Below are 18,412 nucleotides of genomic sequence, written 5' to 3'. Positions count from 1 at the left end.
CAGGTTACCGGCGTCTCAGTAAATCTCCGGGAACCACAGGGAGATTTCGCGCATCGCGCTGTCCACGGAGTCCGAGCCGTGGATCAGGTTCTCCATGTGGGGGCTGTTCCAGGCGCGGCCCAGGTCGCCGCGGATCGTGCCAGCGGGGGCGGTCGTCGGGTCGGTCGAGCCCATGAGGACGCGCATGCCCTCGACGACGCGCTGGCCCTCGACGATCATGGCGACGACGGGGCCGGAGCTCATGAACTCCAGGAGTCCCTCAAAGAAGGGCTTGTCCTTATGGTCGGCGTAGTGCTCGGCGAGCAGCTCGCGGGAGGCGACCATGAGCTTGAGGCCCTTGATCGTGTAGCCCTTGGCCTCGATGCGGCGCAGGATCTCGCCGGTCAGGCCGCGCGCGTAGCCGTCGGGCTTCACGACGATGAGGGTGTGCTCGAGGGTGGGGTCGAGAAGGTGCTGGGGCTCCAGCAGAACACTCTTAGCGCTCACGTTGTCTCCTGTGATAGTGAGGGTTACCTAATTGGTACCTTCAAGCATATCCGTCAGCGCTGCAACTGCTGCTGTGGCGTCGGCCCCAGTGGCTTCGATGAGGACCGTCTGACCCTGGCGAATCCCCAGGGCCATGAGGTCCAGGACCGAGCAGCCGTCCGCCCCGTTGACCGTAATCTCTGCGTCGAAGGTGCCCGCCAGGCGCACGAAGGCGGCGGCGGGTCGCGCGTGGAGTCCGACGGGGTCGGCGACCACGGCGGAGCCCGACGCCCTCATGGGCGAGGCCGGCGCCCCCTCCGCGGTCCCGACGATGACCGGGACGCCTTCCTCGTGTGCCACCTGGGAGGGTGGTGCCTCCAGGCGCGGGGCGAGGGATGCGGCCACCTCGGCGACCTGGCTCAGGCTTTCGCCGAGCTGGGCGCGCACGGAGGAGGCGACGGCTCCTTCGACGAGGCAGGTGTCGACGAAGCGCACGCGCTCGGGCTCGTCGCTCATGTCGATGACGGATTCGACGGTCATCGTGGCCGAGCCGAGGTCGGTCAGCACGATGACGCCGCTGCCCTCACCGTCCACGGCCTTCAAGGCAGCCTCAACGGCAGTCTCCACGAGGTCGTAGGAGGTGCCGATGCGGCCGTCGTCGGTGCCCCCGGCGGCCTCGAAGCGCACGTCGGGGGCCATCTGCGCGGCCAGCTCACACACGCCGCGCGCCAGGGCCTCGGAGTGGGAGACGATGACGAAGGAAACGCGCACGCTCATGCCGCGCCAACCTCGCCCGCTGCGCGCGCGGCGGCGCGCAGGATGAGGGAGGTGGACACGGCGCCGGGGTCGAGGTGCCCGATGGAGCGCTCCCCCAGGTAGGAGGCGCGTCCCTTCGTGGCCCGCAGGGGTTCCGTCGCGGCTGCTCCGGCCTCGGCGGCGCTGGCGGCGGCCTGGAGGGTGGCGACAGCATCGGCACCGGATTCGGCGGCCGCGCGGGCGGCGTCGAGCGCGGGCGTCCACGCGTCCACCATGGTCTTCTCACCCGTGGTGGCCTTGCCTCGGGCCTGGATACCACCCAGCGCACCCTCGATGATGGCAGCAACGACAGCGGCGTCGAGTTCGCCGTCACCGGCGGCCTTGGATGCGCGCAGGAAGGCGGTCCCGTACAGGGGCCCGGCGGCGCCGCCGACCGTGGACATGAGGGTCTTGGCGACCGTCTTCAAGACCTCGGCGACGCTGGCAGGCTCGGCCTGTCCCAGGGCCTCGACGGCGGCCTTGAATCCGCGGTCCATGTTTTCGCCGTGGTCGCCATCCCCGATGGCTCGGTCCAGGTCCACCAGGTAGTCGCGCTGCTCAGCGACGTCCGCCGCCGCCAGCTCGATCCACCGGCGTGCCCACGCTGCATCTAGGCTCATCATGTTTCTCCTTGTCCTGCCTCGTTGGTTACTTCCAGGCGACCGTGTTCACGGGCGCGTCGAAGAGCTCGAGGAGCTCCTCGTCGGCGCGCATGAGGGTCACGGAGACGCCGGGCATCTCCAGGCTGGTCACGTAGTTGCCGACCATCTGGCGGGCGATCTCGATGCCGTCCTTCTTCAGGAGGGCGGCCAGGGCGCGGAAGCAGATGTAGAGCTCGGAGACGGGGGTGCCGCCCATTCCGTTGACGAGGGCGACGACACGCTCGCCTTCGGTCAGGCCCAGGTCTTCGCGCACGCGCTCGTAGAGCTCGGCGACGAGGCTGTCGGCGGGCTCCATGGCACCGCGGCGGTATCCGGGCTCGCCGTGGATGCCGATGCCCAGCTCGATCTCGTCCTCGCCCAGGTCGAAGGAGGGCTTGCCCGCGTGGGGCACGGTGCAGGGGCCCAGAGCCAGGCCCATGGAACGGGTCTGGTCGTTAACCTTGGTCGCAATGCGGGTGACTTCCTCGAGGGAGTCGCCGCGCTCGGCGGCAGCGCCCGCAATCTTCTCGACGAAGATGGTGCCGGCGACGCCACGGCGACCGGCCGTGTACAGGGAGTCTTCGACGGCCACGTCGTCGTTGACGACGACCGTGGCGACCTGGATGTCCTCCATGTCAGCCAGCTCGGCGGCGGTCTCGAAGTTGAGGACGTCGCCCGTGTAGTTCTTGACGATGTGCAGGACGCCCGCGCCGTGGTCGGCTGCCTTCGTGGCCTCCAGGATCGGGTCGGGGGTAGGCGAGGTGAACACCGCGCCGGGAACGGCCGCATCCAGCATGCCTTCGCCGACGAAGCCGGCGTGGAGGGGTTCGTGTCCGGATCCGCCGCCGGAGACGAGGCCTACCTTGCCCTCGGCCTTGGGGGAGCGGCGGGTGACGAAGTCGGGAGAGTAATGGACATCGACGATGTCGGCGTGGGCCAGGGCGAAACCTTCCAGGGTTTCGCGGACAACGGCATGGACATCATTGACGAGCTTCTTCATGGTGCCTCCTTGCAATACGCTCATCTTTTCTTGTGATCGGGATAATCGTGCCACGTTCCACACAAAAACCCAACTGAGGCGGCCGCCACACAGCGACCGCCTCAGCCATGCATCACCTCATCGCGGGGAGTGACCCGCCAGCGCCAGCATCTCCCCGGCCAGCATAACCGAGCCAAACACAAGGATTCCGCTACGATCCGCGGGCTCAGCCCCGGCCTCGGCGATCTCGGCTGCACGATCGACCGCGTCGGCCAGCGACTCGCGCACATCTACCCGGTCGGGTCCGAAGACCTCGCCGGCGATCTGCGCCAGGCGCTCCAGGTTCGCGGCGCGGTCCCCCGGCATCTGGGTGACCACCAGGTGGTCGATGAAGGGCTCGACCTCGGACAGGACGCCTTCGACGTCCTTGTCCCCCATGGCGGAGTAGACGCCCGCGATGCGCGCGAAGGAGAAGGAGGATTCCACGGCCTCGCGCAGGGTGGCCGCACCCGCGGGGTTGTGCGCGGCGTCCACGATGATCGTGGGCGAATGACGCACGACCTGCATACGCCCCGGGCTGGAGGCGTTCATGAGGCCCTGCTCGACGATGCGACCGTCCAGGCCGCGGCCCCCCATGAAGGCCTCGACGGCCACGAGCGCGGCGGCCGCGTTGTGTGCCTGATACTCGCCAAACAGCGGGACGAACACGTCCTCGTAGACCGCAGAGGGCGTGCGAATCGTGACCATCTGGCCGCCCACCCCCATCTGACGATCCACGACCTCGAAGTCGCGGCCCTCCACGCGGGCGATGGCGTCCACGGAGCGCGCCTGCTCGAGGAGGATGTCGAGGACGTCCTCCTCCTGAGCCATGATGACGACGACCTGGCCGGGCTTGATGATGCCGGCCTTTTCGCGCGCGATCTCTTCGATCGTGGAGCCCAGCCACTTCGTGTGGTCCAGGGCGATCGGCGTGATGACGGAGACGCCCGCATCGATGACGTTCGTGGCGTCCCAGCGCCCGCCCATGCCGACCTCGACGACGGCGGCGTCCACGGGGTAATCCGCGAAGGCCGCGTAGGCCATGATCGTGAAGACCTCGAAGAAGGACAGGCGCGGGCCGCCCTCCTGCGCGCTGCGCTCGTCCACCATGCCAACGTAGGGGGCGATGTCATCCCAGGCGCGCACGAAGCCCTCGCGCGTGATCGGCTGGCCCTCCAGCGAGATGCGCTCGCGCACGTCGAGCAGGTGCGGGCTCGTGAAGCGGCCCGTCTTCATGCCGAAGGCGGTGAGGAGCGAGTCGATCATGCGCGACGTGGACGTCTTGCCGTTCGTACCCGTGATGTGGATCGACGGGTAGAAGTTCTGCGGGTCGCCCAGGATGTCGAGGGCGAGCTTCACGCGGTCCAGCGTGGGGTCAATATCGTGCTCGGGTGCGCGCGCGACGATGGACTCGTAGATCTCCTGCACGCGCGCGTCCAGCGCGACGTCGTCCTCGGCCTTCGCGAGCGCGGCCTCGTGGGAAGCGCGCTCATCGCGTGCCTCGGCGGCATCGTCGGCGAAGTCCTCGTCCACCTCGCCCTCAATCTCGGCCAGGACGGCAGGGTCGGGGCCCAGCAGCAGGGAGTGCTCGACGAGGGCACGCAGCGCGGCCTCGCGTTCGCTCTCCTCAGCCTCAGGGTCGGTGCCCTCCCCCGCCTCGGTCTCCTCGACCTCGTCGGCCGCTTCCAGGTACGGGATGAGGTCGGCGGGGATGCCGCCTCGCTGATCGTCGTGGGTGGTGTCTTCCCCGAAGAACGATTCGCCTGCCATGTTTCCTCCGCTGCTCGCAGTGTCTCCGCTATTTTACCGGCCCAGGCGCGGCGGGCGGCTTGTTCCGCCGATCACGGCGCGTTTGTGCGCGCTGTTCGCGCGTCGTCATCGACGAGGCCGTGGCTCGAACGGCGGTCCACTGTCCTGACGGGGCGAGTAAGATGGGAGAGAACAAGAGAGAACAAGAAGGAATGAGATATGGAGGGTTCCCGTATGGGTAAGTGGTTCGGCCAAGCAAGCGAGATTGAAGAGCTGCGCACCGAAAACCGCCGACTGAAGGAGCAGGTCGCAACCCTTGAGGCGCGCCTGCGCGCCGCCTACGCAGACGCCGGAATCACGGCTCTGGCCGATCCCTCCTCACCCGTCTCTTCCACCGATTCACTCACCCCCGCCACGGCCTCGTCCCTGGAAGTGAGCGCCGCCGAAATGGAGTTGCTGGCTACGGGCCCGAAAATCGCGGCAGTCAAGGCATACAAGGATCGCACCGGCGTAAGCCTCAAGGCAGCCAAGGCCGCGATTGACGCCGTGCCCGTGCCCACATCCTCGATCATCTCCACCAGCCTCGAGCTGACGCATGCCGAACGCCAGATGGTGGCCGACGGCCGCCCCGTGAGCGCCATCAAGGCATACAGGGACCGAACCGGCGTGGACCTCAGGACCGCCAAGGCCACCATCGACGCGGCCCGCTAGACTCCCAGCCTCCTCTGGTAGGATGCCCCTCACGGCGCGGCATCGCGCGCTTGCAAGCGATAAGGAATTGACATGCTACTCGTCGCAGAAAACGAGAACAACGGCTGGATCCGTTCCACCTTTAACCTGACCTACCGAGTGTCGTGGCCCCAGCTGCTGCTGGCCGTCCACGGCGCATACCCCTACTTTGCCAATCCGCAGGTCCTCGTCGACGACGCGCAAGTGCCCATCTCGCGCCAGACGGACATCCTCTCCATCCCCGAAAACCGCACCATCATGCTGCGCGGCATCTCCACGGTGATCAACGCTCCCCTGATGATCACCTTCCACAACCAGACGCCGACCGTCAACGTCTCCGTCGGCTGCGTGAACGAGGAGTTCCGCAACACCAACTACGAGAAGTTCAACAAGTCGATGTGCCAGCTCATGGACTCCATGGAGATCATGATGCACGTGCCCACCGCCAAGCCCTCCGACGGCGCGGACGCATCGTCAACCACCGCCTGACGTCCAACGCCGACACGCGTAGCAATCACCGACAACACGAGAGGAGCAGTGCCATGTACTTGGAAGGCCAGCACGTCGACAACGGCTGGATCCGTTCGACGTTCACCCTGACGCACCGCGTCTCGTGGGAGCAGATGCTCCAGGCGATCTACGCCGCTTTCGACTACTTCACAGAGATCGTCATCTTCGTCGACGAGAAAAAACACCGCATCACCTCTCGTGACGAGGTGCTCTCGATCCCCGAGTCGTGGAACGTCTCGATCGCCGGAACCTCCCTGGTGTTCAAGGTGCCCATGATCATCTTCTTCTACAACCAGGTGCAGTTCAGCAACGTGCGCCTGCGTTGCGTAAGTGAGGATTTGCGCGGGCTCACCTACGAACAGTTCAACAAGATGGTCGGCCCGCTCATGAATGCCCTCGAACTGGCGATGTTCCAAGAGCCGGTCACGCCCAGCCAAGCCAAGGAAACAGCTCAGAGCCCGGTGCGCCAGGACACGGGAGCGCCCACCAACGCCTCGCAGAAGCCGGGCGGCGCCCCCGTCAACAGCACGCAGCACAGCGGCGCGGCCAAGCTGGCCGATACCGACCAGCACGCCCAGACGCACAAGGGCGGGGAGACGGCGCAGCACCCCGAGGCGGACAGACCCCACGAGGCCTCGCCCCACCCCGAGGCGGCTCAGCGCTCGGTTGCACCGATCCCCGCGCCCCCTCCGCAGCCTGCTGCAACTCCCCCTCAGCGCCACGCCACTCCCCCGATCCCGCCGCCGCCTGCCTGACACCCGCGCGAATTCCCGACGTCACCGAAGAGAATCGAGCCTCCATGACCACCGAGTCGCCACAGCATCGCACAGACGAAGTCGTGGCCCCCATGAGCGCCATGTTCCCCGTGCGAGCGCCCGGCCCCGGGGACGTGCTACCCAACGCTGAGGCGGGGCTCGGGAGCCGCTACCGTGCAGGCATGGACGTCACCGTGTACATGGCGGCGCAGATGTCGGACGGCACCGACCCCGAGCTGGTCTCCACGGCCGCGTGGCTGCGCTCGCGATACGCCAAGCCCAAGACGATTTTCCCGCAGTGGCGCTCCGACCGTGACCACGGCGAAGTGCCCGGAACGAACCGGTACTACACCAACAAGCCCGACTTCATCACGGCCTTTGACATCACCGGCCTTGACCACATCGGGCACGTCGGATCGCGCCAGTTGACACCGATCATGAACGGCGGGATCTTCCCCTCCGAGTTCCGCTCGGGCCCGCCCGCCAACTTCAACGAGCTCTACCGCCAGTTCCGCTTCACGGAGGCCCCTCTGCCCGAGGACGTCATGATCGAGATCTGTATGCTCGACGAGGACCACGGCTCCTACGGTTACGCGCCCCAGGTACGCATCCTCGAAAAAGCCACCCTGGGCGCATGGATTCCCATGACGATCGACGAACTCATCACGCAACACATCATCGAAGGAGTATCCGATCATGTTGGAGAAGTTAGAGACGTTGATTGGGAAGCTCTGTTCGGGTACTTCCGTCGCACAAGATGAGTTTCAAAACGGGTACGGCTACGGCTATTCGTTCTCGTCCTACAACACAGACTTCTTCACGATGTGGGAGATCTCTGGCTACTACCGTTTCAGCTGGTCCGAACGCCACCCCAGCAAGGCCTTCACGATGGACACGCGCAGCGAGCATTTCGCCAGCTACGTGCTGATCACGCAGCTCGGAGCGCTGCGCCGCGCAAACCTGCGCCAGCGCCCCATTGTCCTGCCCGGCGAGGCCCCCAAGGACGGGCGGTGGCGCGTCACGGACACCCCGTGGCCCCGCGTCAAGCGCTACACGCACGCCACGTACCCCGCCCTCAACGTCGAGGCCACCAACAGCCTCGAGCTGCGACAGGTCCTCTTCGCGACGCGATTCTCGCGCGACGATCTGCTCAATTCCTTCATGAAGCAGGACGGCCAGCCCGTGCTCTCACCCTGGCTGTCCTCGAACAAGCCCTACCTCGATCACCTGCGCGAGGCTAACGTCGACCTGCGCTACATCACGTCGCGCTAGCGCTTCGGCACCTACTCGTTCACTCCTGGATTCTGGGCACTCCTCGCGCGACAGGGCGGGCGCTGTGTCGGGGTTTCAGGACGTAACGTGCCGGTTTTGTCGGGACTTTTCAGCTCGCTGGCGCGGTAAAATCCACATTGACGGGGATTGTTTCATCGTGGGGCGTGAATGCCCCCACGTACCTGATGTGTGGGCGAACGAGTGGCCATGGCCAGGTGTGGGCACTGGGTGTCAGGGAGTGCAGTTCGCCGAGGCATGCTAGCTGCCTGCACTCCTCGCCGCGCGCCTGGGCCCCGCTGACTCGCGCGTGGGACCGACACCTCGCGCGTGGGCCCGATGATATGCGCGTGGGCAGCGCCTCCCACGCGCATGTCGAGAGGTTGACGTGCGTATCAAGGGGGTTAACGCGCATATTCAGCGGTTTGCGTGCGAGCTCCACGCGAGGCCTGGCGCCGTTGTGCCCAGATCGCAGACCACCTCGCCCGCGACAGCCCATTGTTGGCGTTTTTCGCCGAGGTGGTCTGCACTTTGGGCGCCACGCCACCTCGAACCGCGACCTCACCAACAGCAAACGGGGGAATTGCAGCAATAGAGCCACGACACGCCGACGACACGCCGGCAGGATGCTTCTAATGGTGCAAAACCCCCACCATTACCCCTGGCGTCATGCTCCCTCACAGGCGTCGTGCTCCCTCACCAGTGCAGGGCAGCCCGGCGGGGCACCGATAAACGCCGATAGGGCGTCGCCGACAGAACCGGGGCAGGGGAACGGGCGGCCAGCTCCGCGACGGCGCTTGTGGCCGATGAGGCGATGCGCCCCGATCGAGAAGAGTCAATCCCAACTGATCGGGCGCAATGCTCCCTCACGGGTAGAATGCTCTCGATCGGATGCAATCCTCCAGATGGGATTCATCCAGTCTATGGCGCTGCGGCGCGAGCGCGCCAGCCCGATGCTCCCTCCCTCAACGATGCCAGGGACCGAGCCCCGACCAACACGTTGTGCCCCATATCCACAAGCTCGTCACCCATCCGCGTAATCGTCACCGAGCCTCCCCGAGGGCGCACTGCGGCACTCTGGACGAGAAAATATCCACGAGGTAGCCTCCGTATTCTCAGACTGCTTCACGGGTAAGCACAACACGCCATCACCAACGCAATTACAGATTAACCATTCGGGTTAGGGTGTTATCATCCGCGCAGGCGTGCGGCCCCGTCACACATCAATTATCGCCGGAGGCACCCATGAAACAAGCACTCATTTCTGCAGCGTGCATCATTGCGCTCGCTACCCTCGGAGCATGCTCAAGCACTACCGAGAGCTCGGCTTCGAACACACCACACCAGCAGGCCAGCTCTGCCGCACCTACTACCGATTCTCCGGCCACGCCAGCAGACCTGACAGGCACCTGGAAAGAAAAGGACCCGAACGAAGACAGCTACCAGATCGCTAGAGTCACCGCTGACGCCATCGAGATCTACTGGCACACTCCCGACAGTGATGCTCTGTACTGGGCGGGTAGCTACGTTGCCCCGACAGATTCCAAGACACCGTACACCTGGGATTCCGTCAACAACACAGAAAAGACCGGCTCCGCGATTCTTGCCTCCTCTGCCGAGACCAAGACCTTCACCTACACCAATAACACGATCTCCTACAGCGTGACAGCACTGGGAGTGACCAAGAAGGTCACCATGGAGCGAGCCGACATCGATGTTCCCTAACGAAACGTCGATCAAGTTGACATATACCGCTGGGGCCGGGAGGTTTTCCTCCCGGCCCCAGCCTGTAAGGGTGGGCGGGCCGCGCTTCGCCCGGCCCGCCCGGCCCACAGCACTCAGTGCTTGGCGACGCGCACCTCGAGCTTGTCGCCAGCCTCGATCTCAACCGACAGGGCGAGGGTCTCGGCCGCAATCATGTCGCGCCAGGTCTCCACATCGGCCACGTGATCGGAGGGCACGGTCAGCGACAGGTCGATGCGATCCGCGATGTGCAGGCCGGCGTTCTTACGCTCATCCTGGACGGCGCGCACGACGTCGCGGGCGTAACCCTCGGCCTCCAGCTCGGGGGTCAGCTCCGTATCGAGCACGACGAAGGTGCCAGAGGCGAGCACGTCCGCAACCTGGCCCTCGGCCGCGTCCACAGACGTGGACACCGAGAACATGTCGCCGGTCAGCTCCAGCGGTGCGCCGTCAAGCAGGACACCCGGGAAACGAACGGTGCCCTCCTCCGTGAGCTCCCACTCGCCGGCCTTCTGGGCCTTGAACAGCTGGCTCGTCAGCTTACGAACCGCAGGCTCGAAGGCGCGCGGGTTCAGGGCGAGCTCGGTACGCACGCTCAGGCCCGAATTCTGCGGGTCGTTGAAGACCACGGACTTCACGTTCACCTCGGAGGCGATCAGGTCTGCGAAAGGCTCCAGCTCCTCATAATTCTCCGAGACGACCTGCAGGGAGGCCAGCGGCTGGCGCACGCGCAGCTGATGCGTCTTACGCAGCGCGTGGGCCGCCGACACGGTCGAGCGAACCTCGTCCATGGCCGCCACGAGCTCGGGGGCCACCACGGCCTTGTCGATGACCGGGAAGTCGACCAGGTGCACGGACTCCCCGCCCGTCAGGCCGCGCCAGATCTCCTCAGTCAGCAGCGGCAGCAGGGGCGCCGCCAGCTCCATGAGCGTCACGAGCGCCGTGTACAGCGCGTCGAAGGCCGAACCATCCTCGTCCCAGAAGCGCTGACGCTGGGTACGCACGTACCAGTTCGTCAGCACGTCCAGGTAGTCGCGGATCGACTCGCAGGCTCCGGCCACGTCATAGGCGTCCAGGGCACCGCGCACGTCCTCCGCCAGGGTGAGCGTGTGGGCCAGCAGGTAGCGGTCCATCTCCGGCAGGGCGGCCACGACCTCGGCCGAGGACAGGTCGAGGCGCTTCGCCTCGTAGCCCTCGCCCTTGTTGCAGGCGCCCGCGTACAGCGTGAAGAAGTAGTACGTGTTCCAGATGGGCAGCAGCACCTGACGGACCGTGTCGCGGATCGACTCCTCCTTGACGATCAGGTTGCCGCCGCGCACGACCGGGCTCGACATGAGGAACCAACGCATCGCGTCGGAACCGTACTTGTTGAACACCTCTGCCACGTCCGGGTAGTTACGCAGCGACTTGGACATCTTCAGGCCGTCGTCACCCAGGACGATGCCGTGGGAGACGCACGAGCGGAAGGCGGGACGGTCGAAGAGCGCGGTCGCCAGGACGTGCAGCGTGTAGAACCAGCCGCGCGTCTGACCGATGTACTCGACGATGAAGTCGCCCGGATAGTGGTTCTCGAACCACTCCTGGTTTTCGAACGGGTAGTGCACCTGCGCGAAGGGCATCGAGCCCGACTCAAACCAGCAGTCGAACACGTCGGTGATGCGGCGCATCGTCGACTTGCCCGTCGGATCATCCGGGTTCGGGCGCGTGAGCTGATCAATGAAGGGACGGTGGAAGTCCGTGACCTCCACGCCAAAGTCCGCCTCGAGCTCGGCGATCGAGCCGTACACGTCGGTGCGCGGGTACGCCGGGTCATCCGAGACCCACACGGGGATCGGCGCGCCCCAGAAGCGGTTACGCGAGATCGACCAGTCGCGGGCGCCCTCCAGCCACTTGCCGAAGATGCCGTGCTTGGTGTGCGCGGGGGTCCAGGTAATCTCCTCGTTCAGCTCCACCATGCGGTCGCGGATCTGGGTGACGCGCACGAACCAGGACGACACCGCCTTGTACATGAGGGGCTTGCGGCAGCGCCAGCAGTGCGGATAGGAGTGCACGTAGGACTTCTCGCGCACCAGGACGGCGCGGATTTCGGGCGCGCGGCGCGCGATGGGGCCACCCTGCTCGCGCAGGTCGGCCACCACGTAGCGGTTCGCGTCGAAGATCTGCATGCCCTCGTAGTCGGGAACCTCGGACGTGAAGACGCCGCCCTCGTCGACGGGCAGGACCACGCCGATGCCGTACTCCATGCAGGTCCACATGTCGTCTTCACCGAAGGCGGGAGCCTGGTGGACCAGGCCGGTGCCGTCGGTCGTCGTGACGTACTCGGCGGCGATGATGGACCAGGCGTTGGGGCCGGGGGTGCCGCCCTCGGCGCGGCGCTCGGGGGTGTCGAAGTAGTCGTAGATCGGGTGGTAGTGGATGCCCACCAGCTCCGAGCCCTTGTAGGTAGCCACAACACTCGGCTCCTCGCCGAGTTCCTTGGCGTAGGCGGGGATCAGGTCGGTGGCGATGAGGACGCGCTCGCCGGCGAGGACGCCCGCGTGGTCGCTGGCGACCTCGACGAGCGAGTACTCGATGTCCGGGCCCACGGCGACAGCCGAGTTCGACGGCAGCGTCCAGGGCGTGGTCGTCCAGATGAGGGCCAGCTCGGGGCGCGCCGAGTCGTCGCGCAGCTTCGTCTCGAGGCGCAGGCCCACGGTCACCGTGTTGTCGGTGCGGTCCTGGTACACGTCGTCGTCCATCTTGAGCTCGTGGTTGCTCAGCGGCGTGCGGTCGTTCCAGCAGTAGGGCAGAACGCGGTGGCCCTGGTAGGCCAGGCCCTTGTCGTAGAGCTGCTTGAAGGCCCAGATGACGGACTCCGTGTAGGACTTATCCAGGGTCTTGTAGTCGTTCTCGAAGTCGACCCAGCGTGCCTGGCGGGTGACGTACTCTTCCCATTCCTTCGTGTAGCGCAGGACGGAGGAGCGGCAGGCCGCGTTGAAGGCTTCGATGCCGATGCCGCCCTCGCGGGTGATTTCGGTGACGTCTTCGATGCCGAGCTGGCGCTGGGCCTCGAGCTCGGCGGGCAGGCCGTGCGTGTCCCAGCCGAAGCGACGCTCGACGCGGTGACCCTTCATGGTCTGGTAGCGGCCCACCACGTCCTTGACGTAGCCGGTCAGGAGGTGACCGTAGTGGGGCAGGCCGTTGGCGAAAGGCGGACCATCGTAGAACACGAACTCGTTAGAGCCGTGCTCGCCGGCGTCGCGCATCTGCACCGACTTGCGGAAGGTGTCGTCGCTCGCCCAGAAGGCCAGCGTGGATGCTTCCATGGTCGGGAAGGAAGGGCTGGGGTCCACCTCGTCTTGCCGGTGGCGGGGGTAGAAGCCGTGCTTCGTCATGAGTGTCCTCGTCTCGCGCCTATACAGGGACGAGGACCGGCGTCGCCGGCACCCGCGGTACCACCCCGCTTGCCGCTCCCCCGGTTGGGGCGCGGCCGCTTCGTTGGGGCTGTGTCGGGCCCACCCGTCCGGTTCTACTTGAGGGGACGAGGCCGTGGCCGGCTGTCGCGTTCCTCTTTCTTCCGGATGCTCCCCGGTGATACCCCGAGCGTTCGGGCCGGATCATAGCGAAAACCTAGTGTAGCGAAGCCCCTGACCAAGCGCCCACCGTGGAGGCGTCTATCCGCCCACAGCGCAGTGCGTGCCTTCCTGCCAGGCTCGACCTGGCTATGTGTCCGCCGCGCCCGCCCTCCCAGCCCAGCCATGGCCTCGTCTGGTGTCTACCGGGCGCCGAGGGCGCGCTGAAGACGGAGACACCCGGGCCTCGTCCATCCGACGCGAACGGCGCGTACTGCCGGGCGGTCCACGCCCCTGGACTAGAGTTATGGGGTGATTGAAACGGAAACGAAACGCCCCGTGCGCCCCTGGGGTGCGGTCGTCGGCGTGTGCCTGATCGCGGCGCTGGTGGCGCTTTGGGCGATGCAGGGGTCCCTGTCCGGCGCGGGGTTCCCGCTCGGCCGCGCCGCGACGATCGCCGTGGGCATGACGCTCCAGGCGATCCCCTTCCTGCTCCTGGGCGTGGCCGTCGCCGAGCTGATCGAAGCCTACGTCTCCCCCTCCCTCATCGCGCGGGTTTTTCCAACGAACCCGCTGGCGTCGGTGTTCGCCGCCCTCGTCGCCGCGTTCCTGCTGCCCGTGTGCGACTGCTCGGCCGTCCCGATCTTCCGTTCCCTGCTGCGCAAGGGCGTGCCGCTGTCGGCCGCAACGACGCTCATGCTGGCCTCCCCAGCGATTAACCCGCTGGTGATCGCCTCCACCTACTACGCCTTCGGCTCCTGGTCGCTCGTGGGCGCGCGCGTCGGTCTGTCCGTCATCGTCGCCGTGTCGGTGGGCATGTCCATGCTGGTCGCCGCCCCGGCGGCGCTGCGCGAGACAGGCTACGACGCTCACGCGGACGGATGCGGGTGCTCGGATGGGTGCGAGGTTCCCGACCGGAGCGTGTCGGGAGTCCTGGCGGCGACGGGCCGCTCGTTTGGGCGAATTTTGCCGTTCCTGCTCGGAGGCGTGGCGGCGTCAACACTCGCGCAGGTGCTGTGGCCCGTGTCCTCTCTCCTGTCGGGGCTGCCCGCATGGGGGGCTCTCGCGCTCATGATGGGCGCCGGTTTCGCCCTGTCCCTGTGCTCCTCGTCTGACGCGGTGATCGCGCGATCGTTGGCGTCGTTGGCTCCCGCGGGGGCCCTCATGGGCTTCATGGTGTACGGGCCAATGATGGACGTGAAGAACGTAGCGCTGCTGGCATCGCAGTTCCGCGGCGTATTCGTAGCTCGCCTGTTCGCCACGGTCACGGTGATCGCCGCGTGCGTCGTGGGCGGCGCCTGGTGGATGGGAGTCTTATCGTGAAGATTATCGACCGAATCGCACCCGCCGTGGAGACGCTGAGCCTGGCCGGCCTGGGTGCCAGCCTGGCGTGGGTGGCCCTGTCGGGTCGTTACGGATCCTTCGTCCCCCCGTCGGCGCGCCTGGGCATCATCGCGTCGGGAGTCGGGCTACTGGCCTGCGCGCTAGCAATGTCCTCGCGCCTGGGCACGGGCGAGGACTCACCCACCTCCCGCAAGGGACTCACACGCGGACTCGTCGCCCTCCTGGCCGCCCTGATCCTCATCCTCCCCTTCCGCGTCTCCCCCTCGGAGCTGGCCGCGACCACCATGAGCGCACGCGCAGCCAACGCCGAGGACGAGGCCGTGGCGGACCCCGCCGACACACCCGAGCAAAGCCCCTCCCCCTCCCCCACCGACGGGGATGGGGGCGCCCAGGGCCAGGCCCCCGATGGGAGCCAGAGCGGGGGCGCGGCCCAGGCCTCGGCGTCCGGGACGCTGGAGCTGACGACGGAGAACTTTTCCGCGCAGATTGACGAGCTGACGTCTCACGGGAAGGTGCACGACGGGCAGCGGGTGGAGCTGACGGGCTTCGTCATGAGCGAGGCCTCGGCGCGCGGGCAGGCCGCGATTCCCCGATTGGCGCAGGGAGATAGCTTCGCGGTGGCACGCATGGCGATCTGGTGCTGCGCGGCTGACGCCTACGCGATCGGCTTCGTGGTGCGCTCTCAAGAGGCGGCACCCCCGGCCGACACATGGGTGCGCGTGAGTGGCACGCTGCGCCTGCGCGGGACGAAGGCGCTGGTCATCGACGCCGATTCGGTTGAGGTGACGAGCGCGCCGGATCCGGAGTTCGTGCTCCAGACGCGCTGAGGCCGTGAGACGACGATCCGGGCGTCGGCTCATATGTCCAAACAGTCCCGCGCGCGGTCAGACATGTGTATACTCTCATGCATCCGATCAACAGTTACATGCCAAGGGTCGCCATGTTTCGACACGTCATCACCGCCGCACTCAGCTTGTCCTGCGTACTCGCTATGAGCGCCTGCGTTCCCAAGACCACTGTGCCAGAGGCAGCACCATCCCCGGCGACCACGACGACACCTACGCCCACGACACCGAGCGCACAACCCGCCTCCCCTTCGCCGAGCGCCGTAGCTCGCGACCCCCTCGAGGACAAACCGATGCATGGACTCATCATCGGGGACTCCCTCGTCGATCCCTATCACCCTCGCGGAACTGACGCACGCTTCCGAGCAATCGACCCCACCACGGGGCAGGTGGTTGCCATGCGCATATTTCGATCGAAACCTGTCGACGAAAACGACGATTTGATCTCTGGCCACGACTGCGCCTTTAACGACTGCTATTCCCGTGATTATTCGTACCGCACGCGCATATGGGCCGAGAGTTTGACATCTGCCAAGCACGTCGGATACTACGATACCGACGACAACATCACGGACGTATCTGCCATGGTGCCGCTCCTCGACAAAGACGCTGACTGTTACGATAGCGCCCCAACCTTCTCAGCCGACAATTACTTCTACTTTATGCGGGAATGCCGTGAAGATGACGGCACACGCTCAATGTATTATCGCGTCGCAATCGGCAGCACAACACCGGAACTCGTGCTCACTATCGAACCGTCAGACTCTCGCGATCGTCATCTCAATTTGCTGGCTGGAACGGATCTCAGGACGGACATAGATACGGGATGGGCGCAAGGAAACGACGTGAACCACCTGTGCGCAACCGACAACTCGAGCATCTCAAAAGATAACAAGTGCTTCGACATAGACGACCGCCTCGGAATCTTCAGCTACACCGCAACGGACGCTACTACTCGCTCCAAGGTGGAGCAGGGCTACTACTATGAGGAAAAGAGTCTCTACAAGCCCTACGACGACCCAGGAAAATATCGACTGTTCGACGGCTACAGGATTATTGTCAGTCCCGACGCTCAGCAACTCGCGTTTGTCATGTGGGACAAAACGCACACAGACTATTATCTTCACATCCTCAACGTTGATGGGACCGGCGATCACACAATCCCCGTCGTGGATGACGGTATCAACGGCTATGGTCCAGTCGCCTGGCTCGACTGATCCCACCATTCGTCGCGAGGTGAACGCCGACTCCACGATCCACATGTCTTTGACAACACGTGGATGATGAGACGGGCGGAGCGACGCGCGCAGAGGTGGAGCCGTTCATCACCGAGGCTGATTCGGCAGAGGTGACCGATGCGCCAAATCCGGAGTTCGTGCTCCAGCAACGCTAACTCCCAACAAAAGGTGTCGCAGCTCACTTACCTTGTTTATGTCCGTAACTTCGGACACAAAACAGTGGGCGTAGCGTGAAGAATGCGCACACGGCAGGCGCGGGCGCATTCCTCACCTTCAAGGACGAAGACATGTCAACGACACCTTCTCTCACCCCCCGCGAGAAGCAAGCGAGGCGCTACGCAACGTCCCTCGCTCTCATCGCCACCCTCGGCCCCTTCTTCTACGGATTCGAGGGCATGGTCCTCAACGCCGCCATCAAGGCGGTGGGAACGACTTTCGAGCTCGGACCGATCCTGCAGGGCGTCGCCGGTGCCGCCGGCGTCATCGGCGGCCTGATTGGTGCCCTGGCCGCAGGACGCATCTCCGACAAGATCGGCCGCAAGACCACGCTCATGTGGGTCGGCCCCTTCCTGCTTGTTGAGGCCCTCCTCGGGCCCATCTCTCCCCTCCTGGGCAGCTTCGGCTACCCCTTCCTGCTCCTGACCCGCATCGTCGGCGGCATCGGCTTCGGCGCAGCGACCACGGTCGCCCCCGGCTACGTCGCTGAGATCGCTCCCGCTGAGATCCGCGGGCGCCTCATCGGCTTCCGCCAGCTCGCGATCATCCTCGGCCTATTCTTCGCAGGCCTCATCAACACGGCGGTCGTCTCGATCACGGGCGGCGCAGCCAAGCCCGCGTTCGGCGGCCTCATGACCTGGCAGGTCCTCTTCGCCTGCCTGATCATCCCGGCCCTCCTCTTCGTCATCTTCACGGCGACAATCCCCGAGTCTCCCCGTTACCTCGTCTCCGTGGGCCGTACCAAGAAGGCCGAGGAGATCCTAGCCAAGCTGTCCGGCGAGGAAGACCCCGCAGACCGCGTCGAAGCCATCGCCCAGTCCCTGACAATCACGGGCGGCGCGAAGCTGTCGATCGGGCAGATCCTGTCCTCGCAGTGGCGGGGCCTCGTCTTCATCGGCATGGCGATCGCCGCCTTCCAGCAGCTCACCGGCATCAACGGCGTCTTCTTCTACTCGAACTCCCTGTTCGCTGCCGTCGGCTTCACCGAGTCGATGGCCCTGACCCAGACCCTGCTGATCACCGCCTTCAAGATCATCGGCGTCCTGTCGGGCATCATGCTGGTGGACCGCGTGGGCCGCAAGCGCATGCTGATCTACGGCGGCACCCTCATCTTCGTGTCGCTGGGCATCGTGGCCACGGTCTTCACGGTCGCCCCCACCGTCGACGGCAAGCCGGACGTCGCAGACTCCCCCATCCTGGCGTTCCTGGCGGTCGCCGCCCTGTGCACGTTCTTGCTCGGATTCACCTCCTCGTGGGGCCCCATCTTCTCCATCGTCATGGGCGAGATGTTCCCCAACTCGATCCGCGGCGGGGCCATGTCGCTGGCCTCGGGAGCGGACTTCCTCGTCAACTTCCTGGTCGTCCTACTTTTCCCCTTCCTCATCGGTTGGTCGCCCGCTGGCACCTACTGGATCTACTGCGCCTTCGGTGTCCTCGCGGTCATCTTCACGGCGAAGTTCCTCACCGAGACCAGCGGCGCTGAGCTTGAGGATATGGACAAGGTCGTCACCCAGAAGTGAGCGCCCTCCCCTTCGATTTCAACG

The 18,412-nt window shown here is 65.6% G+C and carries 16 protein-coding genes; 10 read left to right on the top strand and 6 right to left on the bottom strand.

Annotation, left to right across the window (positions count from 1 at the left end; genetic code table 11):
- Positions 1 to 15: 15 nt before the first annotated feature.
- The 5 genes from ndk to O3669_RS07715 all read right to left on the bottom strand — a co-directional run bounded on the left by ndk (position 16) and on the right by O3669_RS07715 (position 4,689).
- The gene (gene ndk, locus O3669_RS07735) at positions 16 to 486 is read right to left on the bottom strand and encodes a nucleoside-diphosphate kinase (RefSeq protein WP_371524270.1); all 471 of its coding nucleotides are present in this window, start codon (positions 484 to 486) and stop codon (positions 16 to 18) included.
- A 27-nt stretch (positions 487 to 513) separates the two neighbouring features.
- Positions 514 to 1,242, bottom strand: a complete 729-nt coding sequence (dhaM, locus tag O3669_RS07730; protein WP_371524269.1) for a dihydroxyacetone kinase phosphoryl donor subunit DhaM — start codon at positions 1,240 to 1,242, stop codon at positions 514 to 516.
- A complete protein-coding gene (gene dhaL, locus O3669_RS07725; protein WP_371524276.1) occupies positions 1,239 to 1,880 on the bottom strand; it encodes a dihydroxyacetone kinase subunit DhaL in 642 nt (213 codons plus the stop codon). The genes dhaM and dhaL overlap by 4 nt, the downstream gene beginning before the upstream one ends.
- A 28-nt stretch (positions 1,881 to 1,908) precedes the next feature.
- Entirely contained in the window at positions 1,909 to 2,901 is a 993-nt protein-coding gene (gene dhaK, locus O3669_RS07720; RefSeq protein WP_371524268.1) for a dihydroxyacetone kinase subunit DhaK, read from the bottom strand.
- A gap of 117 nt (positions 2,902 to 3,018) precedes the next feature.
- On the bottom strand, positions 3,019 to 4,689 hold the full coding sequence (locus O3669_RS07715) for a folylpolyglutamate synthase/dihydrofolate synthase family protein (RefSeq protein ID WP_371524267.1): 1,671 nt from the start codon (positions 4,687 to 4,689) through the stop codon (positions 3,019 to 3,021).
- A gap of 198 nt (positions 4,690 to 4,887) precedes the next feature.
- On the opposite strand from O3669_RS07715, the gene O3669_RS07710 reads away from it, so the two are divergent.
- The 6 genes from O3669_RS07710 to O3669_RS07685 all read left to right on the top strand — a co-directional run bounded on the left by O3669_RS07710 (position 4,888) and on the right by O3669_RS07685 (position 9,656).
- Entirely contained in the window at positions 4,888 to 5,379 is a 492-nt protein-coding gene (locus O3669_RS07710; RefSeq protein ID WP_314770218.1) for a 50S ribosomal protein L7/L12, read from the top strand.
- 72 nt (positions 5,380 to 5,451) lie between these two features.
- A complete protein-coding gene (locus O3669_RS07705; protein ID WP_295967702.1) occupies positions 5,452 to 5,886 on the top strand; it encodes a hypothetical protein in 435 nt (144 codons plus the stop codon).
- A 53-nt stretch (positions 5,887 to 5,939) separates the two neighbouring features.
- Positions 5,940 to 6,662: a hypothetical protein gene (locus tag O3669_RS07700; protein ID WP_371524266.1), complete on the top strand. Its 723-nt coding sequence runs from the start codon at positions 5,940 to 5,942 to the stop codon at positions 6,660 to 6,662.
- Positions 6,663 to 6,706: 44 nt separating this feature from the next.
- Positions 6,707 to 7,423 carry a hypothetical protein gene (locus O3669_RS07695; protein ID WP_371524265.1) on the top strand — a complete coding sequence of 239 codons (717 nt, stop codon included), beginning with the start codon at positions 6,707 to 6,709 and terminating at the stop codon, positions 7,421 to 7,423.
- Entirely contained in the window at positions 7,359 to 7,934 is a 576-nt protein-coding gene (locus tag O3669_RS07690; RefSeq protein WP_295920803.1) for a hypothetical protein, read from the top strand. Before O3669_RS07695 ends, O3669_RS07690 begins: the two co-directional genes overlap by 65 nt.
- A gap of 1,242 nt (positions 7,935 to 9,176) precedes the next feature.
- The gene (locus tag O3669_RS07685; RefSeq protein ID WP_295967692.1) at positions 9,177 to 9,656 is read left to right on the top strand and encodes a hypothetical protein; all 480 of its coding nucleotides are present in this window, start codon (positions 9,177 to 9,179) and stop codon (positions 9,654 to 9,656) included.
- Positions 9,657 to 9,769: 113 nt separating this feature from the next.
- On the opposite strand, the gene ileS is transcribed toward O3669_RS07685, so the two are convergent.
- Positions 9,770 to 13,048: an isoleucine--tRNA ligase gene (ileS, locus tag O3669_RS07680; RefSeq protein ID WP_371524264.1), complete on the bottom strand. Its 3,279-nt coding sequence runs from the start codon at positions 13,046 to 13,048 to the stop codon at positions 9,770 to 9,772.
- 489 nt (positions 13,049 to 13,537) lie between these two features.
- Here ileS and O3669_RS07675 point away from each other — a divergent pair, with 489 nt between their 5' ends.
- From O3669_RS07675 to O3669_RS07660, 4 genes are all read left to right on the top strand, one after another.
- A complete protein-coding gene (locus tag O3669_RS07675) occupies positions 13,538 to 14,548 on the top strand; it encodes a permease (protein WP_371524263.1) in 1,011 nt (336 codons plus the stop codon).
- Positions 14,545 to 15,396 (top strand): TIGR03943 family protein, encoded by an 852-nt coding sequence (locus tag O3669_RS07670; protein WP_371524262.1) that lies wholly within the window; start codon positions 14,545 to 14,547, stop codon positions 15,394 to 15,396. The genes O3669_RS07675 and O3669_RS07670 overlap by 4 nt, the downstream gene beginning before the upstream one ends.
- Before the next feature lie 311 nt (positions 15,397 to 15,707).
- Complete coding sequence (locus O3669_RS07665) at positions 15,708 to 16,631, top strand: hypothetical protein (RefSeq protein WP_295968295.1); 924 nt, start codon at positions 15,708 to 15,710, stop codon at positions 16,629 to 16,631.
- 308 nt (positions 16,632 to 16,939) lie between these two features.
- Positions 16,940 to 18,388, top strand: a complete 1,449-nt coding sequence (locus O3669_RS07660; RefSeq protein ID WP_371524261.1) for a sugar porter family MFS transporter — start codon at positions 16,940 to 16,942, stop codon at positions 18,386 to 18,388.
- Positions 18,389 to 18,412 lie beyond the last annotated feature (24 nt).

The organism is Pauljensenia sp. 20925_1_34, assembly GCF_041432775.1.
Classification (GTDB): domain Bacteria; phylum Actinomycetota; class Actinomycetes; order Actinomycetales; family Actinomycetaceae; genus Pauljensenia.
Note: the sequence above shows the minus strand (reverse complement) of the source record. Positions and strands in the feature narration are given on the sequence as shown.